The sequence below is a fragment of the Vibrio chagasii genome (assembly GCA_041879415.1).
In the GTDB taxonomy this organism is placed as follows: Bacteria; Pseudomonadota; Gammaproteobacteria; order Enterobacterales; family Vibrionaceae; genus Vibrio.
Window position 1 is genome coordinate 1,275,164 of sequence record CP090852.1, and the last position, 20,347, is coordinate 1,295,510.

21 protein-coding genes are annotated in these 20,347 nt (G+C 45.6%); 8 read left to right on the forward strand and 13 right to left on the reverse strand.

The features are described from left to right. Nucleotides 1-9 precede the first annotated feature (9 nt). From L0991_19570 to L0991_19590, 5 genes are all read right to left on the reverse strand, one after another. On the reverse strand, nt 10-744 hold the full coding sequence (locus L0991_19570; protein XGB64230.1) for a PIG-L family deacetylase: 735 nt from the start codon (nt 742-744) through the stop codon (nt 10-12). 65 nt (nt 745-809) lie between these two features. After that, entirely contained in the window at nt 810-1,814 is a 1,005-nt protein-coding gene (locus L0991_19575; protein XGB64231.1) for an aldo/keto reductase, read from the reverse strand. An 11-nt stretch (nt 1,815-1,825) separates the two neighbouring features. After that, on the reverse strand, nt 1,826-2,779 hold the full coding sequence (locus L0991_19580; GenBank protein ID XGB64232.1) for a Gfo/Idh/MocA family oxidoreductase: 954 nt from the start codon (nt 2,777-2,779) through the stop codon (nt 1,826-1,828). Between the two features lie 30 nt (nt 2,780-2,809). Next, nucleotides 2,810-3,733, reverse strand: a complete 924-nt coding sequence (locus tag L0991_19585) for a DUF1932 domain-containing protein (protein ID XGB64233.1) — start codon at nt 3,731-3,733, stop codon at nt 2,810-2,812. 116 nt (nt 3,734-3,849) lie between these two features. After that, the gene (locus L0991_19590) at nt 3,850-5,067 is read right to left on the reverse strand and encodes a LysR family transcriptional regulator (GenBank protein ID XGB64234.1); all 1,218 of its coding nucleotides are present in this window, start codon (nt 5,065-5,067) and stop codon (nt 3,850-3,852) included. Between the two features lie 424 nt (nt 5,068-5,491). On the opposite strand from L0991_19590, the gene L0991_19595 reads away from it, so the two are divergent. From L0991_19595 to L0991_19630, 8 genes are all read left to right on the forward strand, one after another. Next, complete coding sequence (locus L0991_19595) at nt 5,492-6,496, forward strand: DctP family TRAP transporter solute-binding subunit (protein XGB64235.1); 1,005 nt, start codon at nt 5,492-5,494, stop codon at nt 6,494-6,496. Between the two features lie 60 nt (nt 6,497-6,556). Then, nucleotides 6,557-7,057, forward strand: coding sequence for a TRAP transporter small permease (locus L0991_19600; protein XGB64236.1), 501 nt, complete (start codon nt 6,557-6,559; stop codon nt 7,055-7,057). Nucleotides 7,058-7,066: 9 nt separating this feature from the next. Then, on the forward strand, nt 7,067-8,332 hold the full coding sequence (locus L0991_19605; GenBank protein ID XGB64237.1) for a TRAP transporter large permease: 1,266 nt from the start codon (nt 7,067-7,069) through the stop codon (nt 8,330-8,332). A 9-nt stretch (nt 8,333-8,341) separates the two neighbouring features. Next, entirely contained in the window at nt 8,342-9,271 is a 930-nt protein-coding gene (locus tag L0991_19610; GenBank protein ID XGB64238.1) for an AEC family transporter, read from the forward strand. A gap of 43 nt (nt 9,272-9,314) precedes the next feature. Beyond that, entirely contained in the window at nt 9,315-10,385 is a 1,071-nt protein-coding gene (locus L0991_19615; GenBank protein XGB64239.1) for a Gfo/Idh/MocA family oxidoreductase, read from the forward strand. A gap of 11 nt (nt 10,386-10,396) precedes the next feature. Then, nucleotides 10,397-12,220 carry a TIM barrel protein gene (locus tag L0991_19620; GenBank protein ID XGB64240.1) on the forward strand — a complete coding sequence of 608 codons (1,824 nt, stop codon included), beginning with the start codon at nt 10,397-10,399 and terminating at the stop codon, nt 12,218-12,220. A 337-nt stretch (nt 12,221-12,557) separates the two neighbouring features. Continuing rightward, nucleotides 12,558-13,745, forward strand: a complete 1,188-nt coding sequence (locus L0991_19625; protein ID XGB64241.1) for a PatB family C-S lyase — start codon at nt 12,558-12,560, stop codon at nt 13,743-13,745. Nucleotides 13,746-13,899: 154 nt separating this feature from the next. Further along, entirely contained in the window at nt 13,900-14,244 is a 345-nt protein-coding gene (locus L0991_19630) for a ribosome recycling factor family protein (GenBank protein XGB64242.1), read from the forward strand. Nucleotides 14,245-14,375: 131 nt separating this feature from the next. Here the strand turns inward: L0991_19630 and L0991_19635 are convergent, their stop codons facing one another. The 8 genes from L0991_19635 to L0991_19670 form a co-directional block, all read right to left on the reverse strand. Beyond that, nucleotides 14,376-14,615, reverse strand: a complete 240-nt coding sequence (locus L0991_19635) for an RNA-binding protein (GenBank protein ID XGB64243.1) — start codon at nt 14,613-14,615, stop codon at nt 14,376-14,378. A gap of 130 nt (nt 14,616-14,745) precedes the next feature. Then, nucleotides 14,746-15,009, reverse strand: a complete 264-nt coding sequence (locus tag L0991_19640; GenBank protein ID XGB64244.1) for a DNA polymerase III subunit epsilon — start codon at nt 15,007-15,009, stop codon at nt 14,746-14,748. Nucleotides 15,010-15,236: 227 nt separating this feature from the next. Next, on the reverse strand, nt 15,237-15,779 hold the full coding sequence (locus L0991_19645) for a DUF3833 domain-containing protein (GenBank protein XGB64245.1): 543 nt from the start codon (nt 15,777-15,779) through the stop codon (nt 15,237-15,239). Further along, nucleotides 15,776-16,381, reverse strand: coding sequence for a chalcone isomerase family protein (locus L0991_19650; GenBank protein XGB64246.1), 606 nt, complete (start codon nt 16,379-16,381; stop codon nt 15,776-15,778). Before L0991_19650 ends, L0991_19645 begins: the two co-directional genes overlap by 4 nt. Nucleotides 16,382-16,384: 3 nt before the next feature. Continuing rightward, nucleotides 16,385-16,909: a DUF2878 domain-containing protein gene (locus L0991_19655; GenBank protein ID XGB64247.1), complete on the reverse strand. Its 525-nt coding sequence runs from the start codon at nt 16,907-16,909 to the stop codon at nt 16,385-16,387. After that, nucleotides 16,887-18,167 carry a cyclopropane-fatty-acyl-phospholipid synthase family protein gene (locus L0991_19660; protein ID XGB64248.1) on the reverse strand — a complete coding sequence of 427 codons (1,281 nt, stop codon included), beginning with the start codon at nt 18,165-18,167 and terminating at the stop codon, nt 16,887-16,889. The genes L0991_19655 and L0991_19660 overlap by 23 nt, the downstream gene beginning before the upstream one ends. A gap of 104 nt (nt 18,168-18,271) precedes the next feature. Beyond that, nucleotides 18,272-19,078: a DUF1365 domain-containing protein gene (locus L0991_19665; GenBank protein XGB64249.1), complete on the reverse strand. Its 807-nt coding sequence runs from the start codon at nt 19,076-19,078 to the stop codon at nt 18,272-18,274. After that, nucleotides 19,075-20,346, reverse strand: a complete 1,272-nt coding sequence (locus L0991_19670) for an FAD-dependent oxidoreductase (protein XGB64250.1) — start codon at nt 20,344-20,346, stop codon at nt 19,075-19,077. Before L0991_19670 ends, L0991_19665 begins: the two co-directional genes overlap by 4 nt. Between the last annotated feature and the right edge of the window lies 1 nt (nt 20,347).

Sequence of the window (20,347 nt, forward strand, 5' to 3'; positions counted from 1 at the left end):
AATGGTTAATTACAGCGAATCAACACACTGTGGAAAGATCGCTTGGAAGCCTTCAGCGTGTTGACAGCTTCTGCCGCCCGCTTGGCCACCTGAGTTACGTCTAAAGTGGTTGCCACGATTTTCTGCTAGGTTCTCGTAGAAGGTCCATAGGTGTTCTTGACCTTGCATGCATTCAATGGCCGCTTTCTTGCTTTCCCACACTTCAGAGATATCTAGGAAGGTATTTGGTTTCCATTCCATCTGCTCACTTTGGTGTGGTTCGAATAGGTAAACCTGAGGGGCGCCTAGTACTTTCTCACCTGGGTTATGACCCCAAGCTTGTGCGATCATACGGCACTGTAGAGTGATCTCAGTTGCATACATGTGGTCTGTGTTGTACGGGTCCCATTTAGAGTGAGTCATGATGAACTCTGGTTGAATCTCACGGATCAGGTCGACAATTTGGTACTTTCCTTCTTTGTCGATTTCCAATGGGTAATCACCGAAATCAAAGAAACGAATGTCACTAACCCCAAGAGCTGCCGCTGCTGCTGTCGCTTCTTCATGACGAATACGCTTAACGTCTTCAAGTGTCATGCCCTCTTGTTTCCATAGCTTTGCAGACTCGCCACGCTCACCGTATGAAAGACATGCAATGGTCACTTCGTAGCCCAGCTTTTGGTGAAGGGCGATGGCACCGCCACAACGCCATACAAAATCTGCTGAATGGGCACTGATTACTAAAGCTGTTTTCTTTGTTGTCATGTTATTAATCCTTTATTTACTCTTGAGCTCGTCTGATGAGCGTGTCTTTTATGTTCTTTGTTCGGTTAAAATTGTTCGGTATCGATTTCGGCTTGAGTAGGCGCGTTGTAGCGACCGCCAACAAATGCCTTTTGCGGAACCGTGCGCTCAACCAGTTCTAGCAGGGCGTTCGAAACCGTGTAGTGCTGCGCGTTTAAGTTATCTTCTAGATGCTTAAAGTTAGTGGTGCCTGGTAGTGCAATCGAATGAGGCGCTTTAGCCAGCGTCCATGCCAATGCAAATTGAGCCAGAGTTGGCGCAGGTAGTGATACATTCTCTTCAGCAAAAATCGGCAGCAGAGAAGCGAATTTATTCACGGCCGATAAGTTAGATTCAAAGTTTTCTGCATTAAATCTCGGCATCGCATTACGAATATCACCATCCACAAATTGATTGCTTTGCAGCTCGCCACTCAGGATGCCGCGCCCTACAGGGCTGAAAGACACAAAGGTACTTCCCAGCTCTTGGCATTTATCAATCACTGCGATCTCTGCGTTGCGTGACCACAATGAATATTCCGACTGAACCGCTGCAATTGGGTGGATTTGGTGTGCCTTTTCCAGCGTGGTTGCCGATACCTCAGATAGGCCAAGGTGTTTGATTTTGCCTTCATCAACCAGTCTCGAAAGTTCACCAATGCTCTCTTCAATCGGAACTGATTTATCCCAGCGGTGCAGATAGTAGAGGTCAATCACATCGGTATTGAGACGTTGCAGCGCCTCTTCGCAGGTTTGACGAATGGTTTGTGGGCGACCATCAATCGCACGTTTACCATCCGGGCCTTTAAACATGCCGCACTTGCTGGCAAGGAAGAATTCATTACGGCGATGACCTACTGCTTTAGCGAGTAGTTTCTCGTTGTTACCAAACCCATAAAGAGCTGCGGTATCCAGCATGTTGTAGCCGAGATCAAGCGCCTTATTAAGTAGCTTGATGCTGTGCTCTTCACTTGGAGGAGTTCCGTATGCGTGAGAAACGTTCATACATCCAAGGGCCACTGGCGCGAGTGAGTGCTCACCTATAGTAATCATCGCCGGGCTCCTTACTCTTGCTCTAGCAGTTGTTCTAATGCGTGCAGTGTCTCCATTGCTGGTAGGCAGCTTGCGACACTTGAGTTTGGTTCGCGGCCTGTGCGAATCGCATCGAAGAACTCACGGTCGATTAGCTCGATGCCGTTGTTTGAAACCGCGACACCTTCCAGTGAAATCGGGTTCTCTTTGCCATCGAATAGATCGTCGTAGCGAGCGATGTAGGTGCCTTCGTCACAGATGTAGCGGAAGAAGGTGCCAAATGGACCGTCGTTATTAAATGAGAGTGATAGCGTGCATAACGCGCCAGATGGCGTTTTCATACCAATGCTCATGTCCATTGCGATGTTCAGCTCTGGGTGAATAGGGCCTTGCAGTGCTTGAATCTTTGATGCCTTCTCACCGGTTTGGTATTGGAAAAGGTCAACAGTGTGACAAGCGTGATGCCATAGTAGGTGATCAGTCCAAGTACGTGGTTCACCTTTTGCGTTGGTGTTAGTGCGACGGAAGAAGTAGGTTTGAACATCCATTTGTTGGATGTTTAGCTCGCCAGCTGCGATCTTGTTGTGGATCCACTGGTGGCTTGGATTAAATCGGCGAGTGTGACCAGCCATAGCAACAACGCCAGTTTTCTTTTGAGTCTCAACCACTTTGTAGCTGTCTTCAATGTTGTCTGCCATTGGGATTTCAACCAGAACATGCTTGCCAGCTTCCATACATGCGATAGCTTGCTCAGCATGCATTTGAGTTGGTGTTGCTAGAATCACTGCATCGACGTTGTCAGATTTCAGTGCTTCCTCAAGTGAAGAGAAGCCTTGAGCTGTTTGATTGTAATCTGTGATGAGTTGATCAAGTTTGTCCGCTTCAGGGGCAACCATCGCAGTAACAGTAACGTCGTCGATATTACGCAGTGCCTCTAAATGTTTTTGGCCGAATGCACCCGTAGCGCCTACTACACACACTTTCATAATCATTCCTTTTGTATTCAAGCGATTAAACTATTGGATATTTTGTAATTTCGTTGCGGTCGATTCTGTATCCTCGACCTGCAGTTGTTCTATGATCTGGTCAGACAGTTGAGCTAGAGGTTGCTCTGATGCTTCGATGTTGAGTTCACCGAGCGACTGATGCCAGTTCATTGCCCCTTCGACCATCGAGTGACTCATGCCTAGCTCGTTTAAAGTCGCTGCGACTTCTTTCAATTCTGCGTGACGTCTTTGACCGTGGTTGAGCATGCGTTCCATGTGATAACGACTTAGGTGACTCAGCTCTAATCCCGGGTAGGTGTGGCTTAGCGATTTCAGCACGTGATGTTCAACACCTGATTTACGAGCTGCCAGTACGCACTCTGTGGTTAGCGCTTCTAAGCCTTTAACCATGACTGATCGCATCATTTTTATGCTTGATGCATCGCCTACGTTTTCTGAGATAACCTCAACGTCGAAACCCAGTAGAGTTAGGTATTCCGCGACCTTGTCGGCCTTTTGTCCGGACAAGTAGAGCGGAATATTAGGCTGTGATGTCAATACAGGTGCCATGATGGCAATGTCGATGTACTCAGCGCCTTGCGCTTTAACCAGTTTTGCCAGTCTTTGTTTGGCTTGCGGAGAGCAAGAGTTACAGTCGAGTACAATCTGTTTTTCAGTCAGAGAGCCTGCGATCTGCTGCAGTGCCTGTTCAGCTTGGTCAGCGGTGACTAGGGAAAAAATAAGTTGTGCGCCGTGAATGGCTTCTTCAGGACGAAATGTCCCTTGCACACCTTGATCAATATATTCGAGAAGTTTTTTCTCTCGGGTAAATATATTGTTCGTCTTTATGTCAAAGGCATTAATTATTTCAGGTGCTCGATCATTCCAAGAAGAAATAAATGTTTTTGCTGCTTCGCCAAAACCAATAAATGCAATCCTACTGATTTTCACCATAACCACCTTTTTGTTCGTTAATTATCTTTGGCTATGGTCAAACACTATCATTTGGTATTGAGTGCGGATAATCAATTTAATTCAAAGGGTATTCAATTTTGAAAATAATAGGGTTATTACAGCGACATTTTAACTCCGTTTGTTCGCAATAATTGTAAGAAGTGAGTCTGTACAGAAGTGGCAAACCAGTTTTTGCGGACCGTCAAACCAATGGGCCTGGATTGTTCTTCACCTTCATAAGGAAGAGCAACTAAATGCCCCTCATCGAGATCGCGTCTGATTTGATGTTGGGAAAGAAGGGTTAATCGATCACTGCCCAGTAATAGCTCTTTAACTAGCATTTGCGAGCTTGCCTCAATTAAACGATTCGGTACTTCCAGTGAGGCTTTGGTAAACATATCTTCGAACATTTTACGCGCGGGGGTTGCACTGGAAGAGACAACCCAGCTTGATTCTTGAAGCTCTTTGATACTGACTTTATCTCGTTTTGCTAAAGGATGGTCTGCACGCGATAAAATGGTGTTCTTCGATTCAAATAAAGTTTCTTGACGAATATCGGTGCTAGGAGCGGGAAAGCGTAGTGCACCAATTAGAATATCAATTTCGCCGTATTTTAGGTGGTTGAGCAGGTCTTTATAAGGGCCATCAATGACGTGTATTTGGCAGTCAGGATAGGCGTTAGAAAACTCATTAATGGTACTTGGAAGCAAGCAGGTTCTCGCTAGAGGTAAACAACCGACTGTGATCACCGAACTGTGTCGGTTGCTTAGAAGGTTTACCTCATCAAGCCCTTGTTTTATCTCAACAAAAGCGAGTTTGCTCGCCTTGTCTAATGCTGCTCCTGCCTTAGAGAGGGCAATCCCAGTACTGGTCTTTTCAAACAGAGTAAACCCGAGAATTTCTTCAAGATCTTTTGATGCTCGGTAAACCGATGATTGAGACACTTCAAGTAACCGGCTCGCCTCGGTAAAGCTTTGTCCGTTAGCGACGGCGACTAGGGCTTTTAGTTGTGTGGTGGTGATATTAAACAGATAACGCTGCACACTATTTTTGCGTTGTTTCGTGGCAATTTTTAGCGCATTAGAGATGCCTTGACTGATGTTTTCCAGCGCACGGTCAATTCGAAAAGCGAAGGCTTCACCCTGTTTCGTTGGCGTCATGCCGTCACTGGTGCGTTCAAACAGCTCACTGTTCATATTCTTTTCAAGCTTGGAGATAGCTTGTGTTATTGCGGGTTGAGAAAGGAAAACCGTGTCAGATGCTTTGCTAATACTTCCTGTATGAACGACTTCAGATATCGCCCTAAGGTGGCGCAAATTTGGGATGTTAAACATACGGTTTCCTTACCACTGAACGTTGGTTACGGTACGAAATATGAAATAAATCACAGTTTGGGTTTTTAGAGTTTAAACTCTATTAATGATCTGGCTCGAAACAGTCGACTCCCTTATCAATGGACATATTAGTAACGGAATTCAAACACTCTATGAAGTAGCGAATGATATATTGTTTCTAAAGTGTGACTTAATTCTCCAAAATTAACCAATTTGTAAAATATCAAATTTGACCATTTATTGATGGTGATTATGTTTATTTTTTATTCTTAACTTTATGATTTTTTGTGATTATTTCTATTTATCTCTGACCCTTTAAGAGCGAGGATTATCTAATTTTTGAATAATGCTTTCAGTAAGTGAATTTTGTTTTGTTAATTCCTAGTGTTAGTTTTATCGGCAATGAAACAGGAGGTTCCATAGAATGAAAACTATAAAGACACTATCACTGGCTGTATCACTGGCATTTGCTGCAAACACATCAGCTGCGGATATCGATATTACAATAGGTCATGTCGACTCTCAGGATTGGACGATCTCTAAGAAAGGGGCTGCGACACAGGTATTCAAAAATATCGTAGAAGCGGAATCTGGCGGTCGTATCGCGGTTAACATCTACCCATCAGGTCAACTTGGTGGTGAAACAGAGCTGCTTCAGTCTACACAAGAGGGAATGCTGACCATGACGATGGTGTCTGGTGCTTATTCTAAACTGTGTAAAGAAGCCAATGTTCTTGAAATTCCTTACCTTTTCCCATCTGCGCCTGTTGCTTGGGAAGTGCTAGATGGCGAGTTTGGCCAGCAACTTAATGAGCAATGTTTAAAACAAACAGGTCTACGTAACCTGGCTTACGGTGAGACAGGCTTCCGGCACTTCACCAACTCAAAACGCGAAATCAAATCTCCTGATGATCTAAAAGGTCTGAAGATTCGTGTAATGACAACCCCGCTTTATGTTGAGCTGCTGAAATCTTTAGGTGCCGAGCCTACACCTATTGCCTTCCCAGAAGTACCAGCTGCTCTAACAACCGGTGTTATTGATGGTCAAGAAAACCCAGTGAGCGTTATCAGCGCGAATAAGTTCTACGAGCTGCAAGAGTACATCACGCTGGATGGTCACGTGTATGGCACCGACTTCTTATTAATGAACGACGATTTCTACCAAGGTTTATCTGACGCAGACCGTGCGATCATCGATCGTGCAGCGCAAGTTGCAGGTACGGTTGGCCGAGCTGTTCAGCAGGTTAACTCTGCAGAAGGCTTAGAAACGCTAGGTAAGAAAGGCATGAAGATTACATCATTGACAGCAGAGCAGCAGAAGCAATTCCGCGACAAAACTCAGCCTGCAGTAATCAAGTGGCTTGAAGGTACCGTAGATTCGAAATGGATCGATGGCGCACTTCAAGCGGTTGAGACTGCAACGAAGTAACTCTGATGTTCGCAGCATTGATGCTTTCAATGCTGCGCTTTCCCAAGGAGATAGGGAACTATGATGGAACAATATAAAAAACTATTGGCATTCTGCGCAGGTTCGTCTCTGTTTGTACTGTTTGCAGTCATGCTGGTCACCACCATCTCGCGCTATTTCTTCAATACCTCGATCCTATGGGGTGAAGAGCTGTGTAAGTACTCAATGATCTACGGTGTGATGTTTGGTACGTCTCTTTGTTACCTAGAGGGGCTACATATCAAATTTGCGGTTTTAGATTCAGTCAAGTCGGCCATTTTCCAAAAGGTTTTGGCGATTGTAGTTGATATCGCAGTGCTAGTATCGGCGGGCATCATGACTTACTCAGGCTACTTATTTGTCATGAAACGCGGTGGTATCGAATCACCAGGTATTGGCTTGAGCATGTACTACTTCCAGTCTGCGTTAGTTGTTGGTGGTATCTGTCTGTTTGTGGCCGCTCTATTGCGTCTCGCACAACATGTCACGCTATCTCGACGCGCCAATGCGCCAGTCTCTTCTCTCACTCAAGGCGATGTATAAGGATCTACTATGCCATCAATAGCTTTAATGGGCGGTATGCTCGTATTTGGTGTTCCGCTAGTGTTTGCCATTATTTTGGCTATGTCGTTCTACGTAACGAGCACTCCAATCTCAATCAGCCTTGTTGCACAACGAATTTTTAGCGGACTAGACTCATACTCTATTCTGGCTGTTCCACTGTTTGTTCTAGCTGGTGAGCTGATGAACAAGAGTGGTATTACGAATCGCATTATTGATTTTGCTAACGCCTTGGTTGGTCATTTCCGTGGTGGTTTAGCACAAGTAAATATCTGGTCTTCGGTCATGTTTGCCGGGATCTCAGGTTCCGCGGTAGCAGACACTTCTGCACTGGGTCGAGTGTTTATCCCTCAAATGGAAAAAGAGGGCTACAGCAAAGAGTTTTCATCGGCACTGACGGCTGCCTCTTCGGTGATTGGTCCTATGATCCCACCGAGTATTCCGGTGATCATCTACGCACTTATCGCTAGTGGTGTCTCTGTTCCTGCTCTGTTCTTAGCGGGTATTGTTCCGGGTGTTTTGTCGGCGATTGCCCTGTCAGTGTTTGTTTTCTTCTATGCGACCAAGCATAAGATTGTGAATACCGGTGTGCGAACCAGTCGTCGCAAAGCGTTGGTTAAAGCCTTTGTACCACTGACGATGCCAATCTTTATCCTTGGATCAATTCTGATGGGTATCGTGACGCCAACTGAAGCGGCCGCATTTGCTGCATTCTATGCGCTGTCGGTAGGCATGTTCATGTACAAATCAATCAAAGTCAGTGACTTACCTGAAGTGTTTATGCGTTCAATGCGCGACTCTTCTATCGTATTGATTCTGATTGCTGTTGTCTCTGTAGCAAACTGGCTACTAACCTTCTCGCGTGTACCTCAATACATTAGCCAACAGGTACTTAGCACTATCTCAGATCCGATTATGTTCCTAATCATGGTGAACCTAATCCTACTGGCGGTGGGCCTGTTCCTTGAAGGCATTGCAGCCATGCTAATCCTTATCCCAATCTTCCACCCGATTGCGATGAGCTTTGGTATCGACCCAGTTCACTTTGGCATTGTGGTTATCTTCAACCTAATGATTGGTTTGATTACACCACCAATGGGCATCTGTCTGTTTGTCTCCAATACCATTTCCAAGGTCGGGATTGCTGCGATATCTAAGCAAGTTATTCCTCTATTCCTACTGGAAGTTGTAGTGCTGTTCTTCATCACTTTCGTACCACAAAGCGTGCTCTTCTTACCGAAATTATTCGGCTACTAGAGAAAAACAATGTTTGTATTTGAAGTGTTGCTGCCACTGATTTTTATCGTGGCAGTAGGGTTCCTCACGACCAAAAAAGGCTTTTTTAGCCAACAATTCGTCGCTGAGGTGAGCAAGTTCGTGCTGTATGTATCGCTGCCAGCAGTGATCATCAGCAGCTTGAGTAGCATTGAATTAGGGCAGGTCATCCAAGTCAACTTCATGTTGGTGTACGCCATTGCAGGCTTGAGCGCGATGACTGTGGCGATATTGGTGAGCAAAGGCCTGCTCAAGTCCACTTGGACGGAAAGCTTCATCAATGGTTTGGGCAGCGGTATGCCAAACAGTGCGTTTGTTGGCTTTCCAGTGGTGTTATCGCTGTACGACGGCCAGTTCATTGAAGCATTTTTAATGTGTGTGCTGATTGAGAATCTGGTGTTTATCCCACTGAGTTTGATTTCACTGGAGTTTGCCCAAGGTCGTTCGTCAAGCATCAGTGAGCAGCTAAAGATTGTCGCGGGTCGTATTAGTCGCAATCCGATTATCTTGGCGATCAGCTTTGCTTTAGTCGTGAATATCACGGGAATTCGCTTGCCAGAATTCGTGACTGAAGGGGTATCCATTTTTGCGAAAACATCGGTCGCATTGGCGCTATTTGCTATTGGTGGGGCACTGGGGCAGTCACTGAAATTTGAGCAGTTCAGACGAATCGCTTTTGTGACGTCGATGAAGCTGGTGTTCTTCCCATTGGTGGTTGTTGCACTGCTGATGACGCTACCCGTTGAAGGTGACCTCAAGTATGTCTTACTGATCTTTGCTGCGTCTCCTATGTTGTCTATCTACCCGATTTTAGGTGGGCTCTATCAACAACAACGCTTCTGTTTGAACACTCTAATTATTACGACGGTGGCCTCTGGACTCTCGCTGTCCGTCGTTATTGCTATCACAACATCATCATAAAAATAGACGCCTGTAGAGCGTGAATGAAAAATAAGGTCATAACATGGAACAAGTTAAAATTGCTGTCGCTGGGGCTGGTCTGATCGGAAAAACACACATCAAACTGGTTTCTGAAAACGCGCAATGTCAGTTGGCGTCGATTGTTGATCCTTCTCCGGGTGCAAAAGAGGTTGCTGAAGAATATGGCGTTAAGGTTTACGCCAGCCTAGAAGAGCTGTTTGCTCAAGACAAGCCAGACGGTGTGATCTTGGCGACACCAAATCGTCTGCATGCGATTCAAGCGCACGAGTGTATCAATGCCGGCGTGCCTGCCATTGTCGAGAAGCCAGTTACCGACTCGATCGAAGATGCCATTGAGCTTCTTAAACACGCAAATCGTGAAGAAGCAAAAATGCTGGTTGGCCATCACCGTGCATATAGCCCACTGCTAGAGACGGCTAAGTCGATTATCGACAGCGGCGAACTGGGTAAGACGGTATCTATCATGGGCAGCGCTATGTTCTACAAACCTGATTACTACTACAACGAAGGCGAGTGGCGCAAAGTTAAAGGCGGCGGCCCGATCTTAATTAACATGATTCATGAGATTGGCAACCTGCGTCATTTGGTTGGCGACATTGTTGGTGTTCAGGCTCTGAATTCGAATGCGACTCGCGAGTTTGAAGTTGAAGATACAACCGCAATCTCGCTGCGATTTGCTAACGGCACACTGGGTTCATTCATGTTGTCAGATGCCTCAGCAAGCCCGCGCAGCTGGGAGCAAACCTCGCAAGAAAACAAGACCTACGCGACTTACGAAACTGAGGATTGCTACCACGTGGCTGGCACTAACGGCTCGCTATCGATCCCGACAATGCAGATTAAGTCTTTTAAAGAGGGTGTGACACCTTCTTGGTGGAATGCGATGGAAGAGCGCCAAGAGCCAGTAACGCGTGAAGATCCACTTAAGCGTCAACTTGAGCATTTCTGCGCCTTAATTCGTGGCGAAGAACAGACACCAAAAGTCAGCATTTACGATGGCTTGCAAAATCTGTTGGTGATCGACGCCATCATCAAAGCGACAGAAACGGAGCAATACGTTCCGGTTCAAGATGTTACTGCACTGGTTAATTAAGGGAGTTTAGGATGAAGTATTCAATCGCGACTGTTTGTCTATCTGGCACTCTTGAACAGAAGATGCATGCAGCGGCTAAAGCCGGTTTTCATGCCATCGAAATTTTTGAAAATGATTTAACTCAGTACCGTGGTTCTGCAGCCGACGTTAAACGTATTGCTGACAGCATGGGGCTTGAGATCTTGGTTCTACAACCTTTCCGAGACATGGAAGGGATGCCAAATGGCTTGCGCGAAAAGAAATACAAGATGATGGAGCGCAAGATGGATCTAGCGCATCAGCTGGGCACAAAACGCCTAATGATGTGCAGTAACGTGAACCCACTTTCGACCAATAATCTTGACCGCTGCGCTGAAGATCTGCATGCCTTGGCAGAATTGGCTAAGCGTGAAGATATGGAATTAGGTTACGAAGCGCTGGCATGGGGGCGTCATATTGCCGACTACGATGATGCTTGGAATTTGGTGAAGATGGTCGACCACCCGAATCTTGGCGTGGTATTGGACACCTTCCACATGTTTGCTCGTGGCAACACACTAGACACGCTGCGTGAAGATATTCCAGTGGAAAAGATTGCTTTGGTGCAGGTCGCTGATGCGCCAAAAATGCAGATGGATATTTTGCAATACAGCCGTCACTACCGATGCTTCCCGGGTCAAGGGGATTTCCCTGTAATCGACTTTGTGAAAACACTCAAAGATAAAGGTTACGATGATTACCTCTCTCATGAAGTGTTTAATGATGAGTTCCGTGCTTCTTCTCCAAGAGAGAAAGCGGTGGATGGCGTACGCTCACTGAAATGGCTAGAAGACCAGACCAACAACCTGTTTGAGATGCCAAGTGTCTCTGATTTGAGCTTCATTGAATTTGCCGTAAAAGAGCGTGAAGATAATCCATTTACCGATGTGATTGAGTCATTGGGCTTTAGCAAAACACACAGCCATAAGAGTAAGAATGTCGACCTATACCAAGTAGGTGATATTAACTTCGTCTTTAACTACGAGAAAAACAGCAACGCTCAGGCGTACTTAGAAGGTCATGGTGAATCTGTGTGCGCGCTTGGTGTATTAACCAAAGATTCAGATCGTTTGGTTGAACTGGCAAAACGCTATAACAGTCCAGCGATTTTCCAAGCCCGCCAAGAAAATGAGCTGGATATTCCAACGCTTAAGAGTTCTAGCAACTTGATGATTCATCTTTTGGATGAGAACCAAGCAGACAAGTTCTACGACGTTGATTTCAAACCAGTAGAGCAGCAACCGGCAGTCAACGATAACTTGATTCGCGTTGACCACATTGGTCAGGTAGTGTCACCAGAGACTTTGCTGTCGAATATGTTCTTCTATAAGTCGATCTTTGGCTTTGTTCCTGAAGATAGCTTCGATCTGCCAGACATAAACGGCTTGATCACCAGTCGCACAATCAAGAGCCCGAATGAGAACATTAAGATTGCACTTAACAGTACCAGCGCTAAGCGCACTTCGGCTCAGCGATTCTTAAATGATTCCAATGGTGCGAGCATCAATCAGATTGCGATTGAGTGTCGAGATATCTTTAAAGCGGCGGCTAACCTATCGCCTATCTACCAATTGAAGATCCCGAATAACTACTACCTAGATATTCAGGCACAATTCGATCTGGAAGATGAGTCGATTGAACAGCTGCAGAAAAACAACATTCTTTACACCGAAGATGACACGGGGGCGTTCTTCCATTTCTACACCAAGGAAGTGAATGGCCTGTTCTTTGAAGTGGTACAGCGAGTGGGTGAGTATAAAAAATACGGTGAAACCAACGCCTTTATTCGTTTGGCTTCTCAGTCTTACCAGGATTAAAGCTAATCAGCACATCCATTTTTGCCCTGAGCAGTAAGAAAGCGTGTGAGTAACCGGAAAGCCACCACTGAATTCAGTGGTGGCTTTTTTCTTAGGCTTACCGTGATAAATACACATCTCACTGACGCTGCATCGCTCTCAAAATCAGCACTAGTTACCACACAAGAATTGCTTTATTACGAATTCGGTTAAGACTGAGATAAAGGTAGAGGCAAGGGACTCATTTCCAGTTTTTTTCTAAAAGCTTCGTCTTTTTGACTTTACCATCGTCTTACGGGCATTTATGCAATTCATCTTATTCGTAAAAGATGATTGATAAACTATTTGAGGACAGGCCATGACAGCGTTTAAGAGTACATCGAGCTACGGTGATAATGCGTTTATTAAAAGCAAACCGCAGATGCTTATGAATATGTATAACACCACAGATGTATTCCCATATTGGGTTGCTGATATGGATTTTCAGATAGCGGAACCCATCACTCAAGAGCTGAATCGTTTGGTCGAACGCGGCGTGTATTCTTACGAGTTTCATGAGCAAGCGGTGTTTGAAGCCCTTTCAAAATGGTATGCAAAGCGTCATGGGCTAAACCTTTCAGCGGACAAATTTGTGCAGGTTCCGGGTGTGCTCTCTGGTATTGCCTTGTTACTGCGCCAATTCACCAACGAAGGTGATGGCGTGCTTATTCATACGCCAGCCTATCACCAGTTTTCTAACTTGGTGAACAAAGCCGGTCGCGAGGTAGTGAAAAGCCCGCTGGTTAATGATGGCCAAAGTTATCGAATAGATTTTGAGGGGATGGATCAACAGATCGTCGACCATAAAGTGAAGACGATGATTTTCTGCAACCCCCATAACCCAACTGGCCGTGTATGGACTGCGCAAGAAATAGAGCAAGTCGTTGAGATCGCCAAGCGCCATGATGTCCTGATCATCAGCGATGAAATCCATTCCGACATTATTTTTGAAGGCCATGCTTTCACGAGCTTGACCAGTTTTGATTACGACAAGGTGATTACCTTGATTGGTTCTCCGGCGAAAACCTTTGGCATGCACAGCATCTCCAATGGCTATGTGTACACTAATAATGAAGCGCTATTTGAAGCGTTTAAAGCCAACGTAGCTGCGATGTACCTTGACCACGGTAACGCTTTGACGACATTTGCGACCATTGCTGCTTTTGAAAAGGGGGGAGAGTGGTTAGATGGCATGTTGGTGTACTTACAAGAGACGGTTAAGTGGATTACTGAGTTTGCAGAGAAGCGCATTCCTCAATTGAAAGTGTTCCAACCACAAGGTACTTATCAGGTGTGGTTTGATTTTTCTGCGTTAGGCTTTTCTAAAGAGAAGCTAAAAAATACCGTGTTTGAGCTGGCGGGGATGGGGTTAACTCCGGGCGGATGGTTTGGCGCTGAGAGTTATCATTTCATGCGAATGAACATTGCGACGTCTCGCGACAATATCGAAAAATCGTTTGAGGCACTGGCAAACGCGATTGATAATGCAGAGCAAGCTGAACGCTAGTTTTGACACGATAATGCCATTTCAAATCGGATAACCGCGAGTCAGCTTAGTGCATGGCTGGCGGTTTTTTTGTGTCTGTGTAATCCTACTCATGGTTTCATAAAGCTGTTTTAGACAGCACAGAATGATTATAGAGATTGATTGGCAGAGAGTTATGTTTAGCGTCCCACTGAATAGTTTTGTACATCGTGTGAGTGATAAGAGCCAAGTAATGGCGAACGCTGCTGAGTGTGGATGTCAGTTGAAGCGAGTTCGTCGCTCACGCAACTGGTTATTAGTGGCTCAAGAGCATCAATTGATCGAATTCAAAGCTTTGTTAACTCATGAAAAAGACGGCTGGATAACAGTAGCCATAGACAAGGTACTGCCAAAACCTGTGGTGTGTTTGGCGTCGCTGTTAGCTGCAACTCCTTCTATGACAGTTGCTCAATTGGTGATGGAGTCTGGGTGTTCTATGGCCGAAGCACGACGAGCCATTGATGACTATGAGGGGCTATAGATAAGTTATGAGTGCTTAGAAAGTACCGAGCAGCAAAAAGCCCGTAACGATATGGCGTTATTTCAGCGCGATATCGTTACGGGCTTTATCATCTGAGTTTCTGTGAAACCAGCGAGAGAATTAAAGTCGAATTAAGAGTTAGCGACTTTTACACGAATCGTGTTTTTGCCAAGCTTGGTCATGTGCAGCTTGTCTAGTGCAGTTTTCGCTTCTTCTTGCTCTGGCATTTCAACGAAAGCGAAACCTTTTGAGTAGCCAGTTTCTTGGTCTAATACTAGGTTGCATGCTTTTACTGAACCGAACTCAGAAAATAGTACACGGATGTCTTGCTCTGTTGTTGAGCGAGATAGGTTACGAACTAGAAGTTTCATAATGAACCTTGAATATGAATTTACATCGCGCATTGTCGCACACTTTGAAGGTCACCCTTACAAAATAATTTAAGATCTCATTTGCCTGGTAGCCAAAATCTGCGACAGCACTTTGAGTTGTTTGGTGTGATTATTCGTCGTCGAACTGTTTGATGGTGAAGGCGTCTTCGATTCGGTTCAGCTCTTCTTGTTCTTTCTGACGAAGCTCTTCTTGGCGAGCTGTTTTCATCTCATTGAGACGTTTCTTCTCTGACTTGGTCAGGAACTTAACGGCTTTTTTGTTGGTTAATGCGTAAGCAGCTACGTCTTCACCTTTTTCTCTGCGCTCGTTTACGCGTTGTGAGAAACGTTCATTGTCGCGAGCTTTACGCTCCGCTGAGGTTAACTTGCTCATGCTTTAAAGCCTTTTTAATTTATCGTGATAGGGAATCTACACGTGGCGAAACAAAGGGGCATTCATCAGTATGAGGTATTGGCCATTTGTACGCTGGTGGCGCATCTTAGCACAGTGGAGGAGCATGTAGGCATGCTATTCGAGGGATTAAACGAAACAGCCCGCAACGTGTCGTTGTGGGCTGGATTCTAAAGTGGGCGATTCAGATCGAATGAAGGGCGAGTTGTCTAAATCTTTTCAATGTACAGGATGACCTCTCCGACCTTAAAGCCAAACTTAGACATCTCGGTCTTATTGAACAATCGTTTTTCATCCATCAAGAACATCCAATCATCCAATGTAACTTCATAGGTACTGCCGTCGACTTCAATTTCTAAATCGTACTTCCAATACAGTGCAGAACCTTGTGTCTCACCATAAGCCGTTCCTACTACATCGTTAGCTGTGCCTGAGTAGGTGTTATCGCCGGTTTTTATCAGGTTCCAAACTCGGGTTGAGCGTTCACCATCGGCAAATGAGAACCACTCTTTGATTTCACCATTATTGCCTTCCCACGTAGCGATGAGTTTAGCATCGAAGCGTCTTAACAAGTTGCCGGAGCGGTCGAGTACCATACCGTAGGCCATTAACTCGCCATTGAAGAAGGACTCAAGCTTGAGCTCTGGTATTGTGTCGACATGATTATCAAGGCTGGCAGAGCCGCAACCTGTTAGCCAACTAAGAGACAGTATTGCGAGAGCCAATTTGATTATTTTTGTTTTTGAAATCATTTATTCAAACCTAATAGTTGTTTGCGTAGGCCAGGTTCGGAGGTGTTTTCAGAGAGCCAGATCGCTAGGAAGGCATCGCCGAATTGTTTATCTTGAATGACACCGATAGGCTGTTCATCGAAGTAAAAGCGACTCACGTTGTCTTCTTCAACACGAATCGTCAATGTGCTTCCTGCTTCTACGTTGGGCCACATCGAGTAGAGGGGCTTCAACCAGCGTTCGATATTGCTGTTAGGGTAGCCGAGCTTGTTCCACTGATCCTCGGTTGCTTCGACTAGGTCCTTACTGTCTATCGCGCGGTAGTACTCTATTTTCAGAGCGCGTTTTGAACTCGAAGGTGCAGTGTAGAATTCAGCAGAGTAGAGGGTCCAAAATAGGTAACTCATCTCCCCTTGTCCGCGCTTGTTTAAATCGTCGACAGCAGAGGCGCGAGCTTGCCCAGCAAACAATAACGCTACGATTAATAGAGAAAAGGTGAAAGCACCTAGAAATGCTTTTAAGTGCTGATTGTTTGCAGCCGTCTGAGTGTTAGATTGGGCACACGCGTGACTCTCAGAGCTCTTTGAATGGAGCGCCTGTGTCCGTTTGAGTGAGTAAGCCATAAGTCACCTCGTTGTCCTTGCCATTGTCGGTTTCATTAGGTTGGAGTAGGCGGCCACAAGAAGAGGTAAAAATATCCCCCAACTCAGCGCAAGGGCAGCAACTACCGATGCATCTGGCCAAGTAGCAAGGAGGGCTCCCGCTTTTATTCCTCCCCAATAGCTACTAGTACCTGCTACGAACCCTAAGGCGAACAAGATCACTTTTGAGCATTTTAAGAGCCAATTAAGGCTGTGGTTGAAGCTAATCAAGAACATGATCCATAGGCAGACGAGCCACACAGGGAACCATGATTGATTGGCAATGGCAGGGTCGACGGCGAAGACGCCGAAGTGAAGCATGAGGCTATCAAGCAGTAGCCCCAATGGTAATAAAACGAGTATTTTAAGGTCGCTGTGGCGAGTCGGTGACAATAGGAAGTGAACGATCACCAGCAGCGGTGTTACGAACGGGGCTTGAGCGGTGAAGAACGCGCTGCAAACCCAGGTCGCTTGAAACAGAATGAGATTAATAATCCAAAACCGTTTCATCTTTCGCTCCAAAGTAACGAGGTTTTCTTGCGACTAAATGGTGAGTACTGATCACTCGCTCTTTGAATGCACCTTCACAGTAGCAGAAGTAGAAGGTCCAAAGACGCTTGAACTCTTCTGAATAGCCCAGAGACTGCAATTCTTCCCAGCTGTTTTGAAAGGCAACGTTCCAATCGTTCAATGTGCGAGCGTAATGCAGACCAATATCGTCAATTTCTTGAACGACAAGGTCGGTACTGGTCGCAAGATGTTGGGTCATCACTGATACAGAAGGTAAGCAGCCGCCAGGGAAAATGTACTTTTGGATAAAGTCGACGCCTTTGCGGTACTTTTCATAACGACCATCGGCGATGGTAATCGCTTGAATCAACATTTTGCCGGAAGGCTTCAACAATGAAGAGCATTTCTCAAAGAAGGTTTGCAGGTATTCATGTCCCACCGCTTCTATCATCTCGATGGAAACCAACTTATCGTATTCACCCGTTAGGTTGCGATAGTCTTCTTTGAGTAGAGTTATTTTATCGGTTAAGCCGAGCGATTTTACCCGCTGCTCTGCCAACTCGTGCTGTGCATCTGAAATAGTCGTCGTCGTGACGTGGCAGCCATAATGCTGCGCCATGAAGATTGCTAAACCACCCCAGCCAGTGCCAATCTCGACCACACTGTCTGCCTCAGAGAGTTCTAGACGCTCACAGATGGTTTTCATTTTGTTCTGCTGTGCTTTCGATAAAGTCAGTGCTTCATCACTATAGATAGCTGACGAGTACTGCATTGAGCTATCAAGAAAACGTTCGTATAGCTCATTACCGATGTCGTAGTGAGCCAAAATGTTTCGCTTAGAGCCTTGCTCGGTGTTGGCGTTTTTGCGACGAAGCAGGAGATTCTTAATGCGAGAAATCCACTGAGTTTTGTCGTCTAGCTCATCTAACTGGGCTTGGTTGCGAGCCATAATCTGGATAACGCGGGTTAGGTCTGGACTGGTCCATTTACCATCTATATAGGCTTCGGATGCCCCGATACTGCCGTTGACAACCACGTCTCTAAAAAAGGTCGCATCGTGAATCACAATTCGACCTTTCAAATCTGCTTCTCTGTCTCCGAACACCGAATGCTGGTCTCGTTCGATGATTTCCAGCGTTGCAAATTGCAGGCGCTCTAGGACCTTAAAGATTAAAGCTCGATACTTACAGTTGCTTGAAACAGCAACGACTTTAGCTTGTTGTTCAATGTTGTTGTTTTGTTTTGCAAGCTGTTCCATGTCAACCTCGCTGAGAATTCATTCTAACTTTTTTGCCAACTAAGTTGGGTGGCATTCGTTGGTTTGAGCACACTCACAACATAATTGAGTATTGATTTTGGCGCTTAAGGTGTCGAGTCCGGGTGCGCCACAAACGGTACTTTTTTCAGGAATAACTTGAGAGCCTGATAATAAATCCCCATCACCACTTTCACCGTCATTGCCGGGATCTTAAATACCGTTCGCCTAATATTTGTTTTCGTTACTGACTGCTTAGTCAGCGCTAGTGTCGCATCGAATATTCGTTCGCTTCGGCGGCTTTCGATGTGAACAAGCGTTCGTTTCGCTGGTGGTTTAATCTTCCAGAAATAGGTCATGTTTAAATCCATGAACGGCGAAACGTGAAAATCTTTTTTAACTTTCAACTCTTGGCGCATGTCGATCAGATAATAGTGCCTCTCTCGCCAAGGTGTGTTGCTAACCTCGGCCAACATATATCGACACTCGTCTGCTTCGTCGTAACAGAAAAAGCAGTTGATTGGACTAAAGTAAATACCTAAACATCGGCATTGAGCCAGCATTGTTACTCGGTTTACATCAGACCAATCGCCACCAAGATGTTGTACTTTGGATGCTATACGTTGTTTTAGAGACTTAGGTTCATCGCTAATTGCATTTTCTTCTTTTTCAGCAAGATAATCCGATTCGACAAAGCGAATCGGGTTGTACCAGCGAGTCCCAAACAGCACACTTCTCGTAGTGGTCTTAGGCAGCTCATCGAGATCTAGCCCCATCATGTAGAGCTGGTAGCTGAACTCATGGGGTATATCACCAAAGCGGCGATGTCTGACGTTTCCCCAATAGATACCGCTGAACTCTTCACTCTGTTCAGATGCTATTTCTGTGTTGGATGCTAGGGCCTCGGTGTTCATTGTGCTGTGCTCGTGCTGAGATCCAGACCAAAGCGCTTGGTCACATCCAATGCGCTATGCACGCCATCTTCGTGGAACCCGTTGTACCAATACGCGCCTGCGAAATGCGTATTCTGTTTACCGCAAATGCGGTCACGCTGCTGCTGTGCATTGACTGTGTTGGAGTTCAATACTGGGTGGTGATACACAAAGCTTCGGATGATCTTTTCTGGAGCAATGGCTTCACTCTGGTTTAAGGTCACGCAGAAGGTGTCTTTGCTCTCTATTCCCTGCAGAATATTCATGTTGTAAGTGACACAAGCTGGTCGCTTACTATTACCATCCAGCATGTAGTTCCAGCTCGCCCACGCCAGCTTTCTGTCTGGTAGCAAGCTGGTGTCGGTATGAAGAACCACTTCGTTGCGGCTGTAAGGTATCTCACCTAATACCTCTTTCTCATCTGCCGTTGCATCGCCTAACAGGGCTAACGCTTGGTCTGAATGGCAGGCGAAAATCACTTCATCAAATTGCTTTGTTGCACCGTCTTCAAATTCGATAGTTACACCTGTTTCATGACGAATGACTTGTTGAATCGATGTGTTCAATGCCACTGGCTTGCTCAGGCGAGAAAGGATGATCTCAACATAAGAACGAGAACCTTTTGGAATCACATACCATTGGGGGCGATTGGTGATATCAAGCAGGCCGTGGTTGTAAAAGAACTGAATGAAGAACTTAAGTTCGAACTCTTCCATCTCTTCAAGGCTGGTTGACCAAATAGCCGCACCCATTGGCAGAATGTAGTGTTGGCTAAAGAAGTCAGAAAATTGATTGTCACGCAGGAAACTGCCAAGGGTAACGTCAGGTGTGAAGCGGTTACTTTCGAATTGAGCCTTACACAACTTGTTGAATTTGAGAATGTCAGAGATTAATGACCAGAACTGCGGTTTGAAGATGTTGCTCCTCTGCGCAAATAGCGAGTTGATGCTGTGGCCATTGTATTCAAACTGAGTGGTTGTGTTATGTACACTGAAGCTCATTTCTGTCGGTTGTCGTTCAACACCCAACTGTTCGAGTAGTTGGTTGAAGTTTGGATAGGTTCGATCGTTGAACACGATGAAGCCAGTATCAATCGAGAACGCCGAGCCTTGATGTTCAATATCAACGGTGGCGGTGTGCCCACCAACGTAATCATTTTTTTCGAATACTGTTACGTCGTGGTGTTTATCTAATATGTGCGCGCAAGTGAGTCCAGAAATCCCTGAACCAATAATGGCGATTTTCTTCATT